The organism is Ruminiclostridium hungatei, from assembly GCF_002051585.1.
GTDB lineage: Bacteria > Bacillota > Clostridia > Acetivibrionales > DSM-1351 > Ruminiclostridium > Ruminiclostridium hungatei.
In genome coordinates this window covers 1-1,625 of record NZ_MZGX01000065.1, presented here as the reverse complement: position 1 = coordinate 1,625, position 1,625 = coordinate 1, and the positions used below count along the sequence as shown (strand labels likewise).

The following is a 1,625-nucleotide window of genomic DNA, read 5'->3' as shown; positions in this document are numbered from 1 at the left end:
TAGCTACAGAGTAAAGGAAAAGAAAAAAGCTGGTTTCTATGATCCCAACAGATTTGAATCAACTTCTGCGGATTAATTGGGGAATTTTCTACCGTTGTTTTAGGGGATTTTAGAAATGTTCTTGACAATATGACCAATCTAAATCAGTTACAAAAGTAATCCAATGTTTGGGCTATCCTACAAGACAAGCTTTATATAGTTGGATTGCTGCAAGAGATGCCCCTCCTAAGCCAAAGGCTCCGCGTAAGAAATGGAATAACACGCAGGATCACCCCATGCATCCATCTGTTGAACTCAAAATGGATGTTATAGATCGTTGCTTTAGACTGGGGGAAAATGTACAATTGGTATCAGAAGAAATAGGTTATACTCGATCCAGTATTTATATGTGGCGTAAGAAGTATCTCCAGAAAGGAGTTGCTGCACTCATGAATTCCAAAGACGATCCGCGTGGAAAGCTATCTGAAGGGGAACCTGCATCCTCGCAAGAGGTTGATAAATTAAAGGCCCAAATTCAAAGCATGAGGTTAGAAATTGATATACTGAAGGAGACACTTGATGTTCTAAAAAAGACCCCGGCGTCGATATGACAGCACTCAAAAACCAGGAGAAGGCAGTGATCGTCGACGCCCTAAGGAATAAGTATTCACTGCCGCTTCTTCTGCGTAGTTTAAAGCTATCCAGAAGCAGTTATTATTACCAGCATAATGCGTTATCTCTGGACAAATATGGAGCTCTACGCTGCCAAATCAAGGTGTTGTTTGATGAGAATTTCGGGAGATACGGTTATCGCAGAATTAATGTATTATTAGTCAGAGAAGGCACCTGTGTTTCTGAGAAAATCATTCGTAGAGTCATGGCAGAGTGCGGCCTGGTAGTTAAGGGCAAAAGGAAGAACCAGAAATATAGATCATATAAGGGTGAAATCACTCCACGCGTACCAAATGTGATAGAACGAAATTTCCACGCTGATGTACCGAATGAGAAATGGCTAACGGATATAACCGAATTCGCCATCCCATCTGGCAAGGTATATCTTTCGCCAGTAATAGATTGCTTTGATGGAATGCTTCCTGCGTGGAAAATCGGAACTACTCCTGATGCCAGTCTTGTGAATGACATGCTGGATGATGCAATCAGTACCCTTGGTGACAATGAACATCCTTTAGTTCATACAGATTGTGGCAGCCATTATCGCTGGCCAGGTTGGATATCCAGGATGGACAATGCCGGACTTCAGCGTTCTATGTCTAAGAAGGGATGCTCTCCTGATAATTCCGCATGTGAAGGCCTTTTTGGGCGTCTCAAGAATGAGATGTTTTACAATCGCAGTTGGGTTGGTGTAAGTGTTAAACAATTCATCGACATTGTCAACAACTATCTAATATGGTATAACGAAGAAAGGATAAAATTATCACTTAGAAATATGAGTCCAATAGAGTACCGACGAAGCCTTGGAATAGTAGCTTAGCCTGTCCAAGAAATTGTCCGCACCCCCCTCTGTGAGATTTTTTCTGTAAATCGCTCTCTGTGACGATAGCAAAATTGGTTTTTGGAGCCAGAGGTGCAGAAACCAGCCACCGCGAAGCGGCGTGGCCTTGATTACGCTCTTGGCAAATGCTACA

The 1,625-nt window shown here is 42.4% G+C and carries 2 protein-coding genes; both read left to right on the top strand.

The features are described from left to right. Positions 1–344 precede the first annotated feature (344 nt). Positions 345–590, top strand: a complete 246-nt coding sequence (locus CLHUN_RS22630; protein ID WP_242656593.1) for a helix-turn-helix domain-containing protein — start codon at positions 345–347, stop codon at positions 588–590. Beyond that, positions 587–1,471, top strand: a complete 885-nt coding sequence (locus CLHUN_RS21500; protein ID WP_242656592.1) for an IS3 family transposase — start codon at positions 587–589, stop codon at positions 1,469–1,471. The genes CLHUN_RS22630 and CLHUN_RS21500 overlap by 4 nt, the downstream gene beginning before the upstream one ends. The last annotated feature ends 154 nt before the right edge of the window (positions 1,472–1,625 follow it).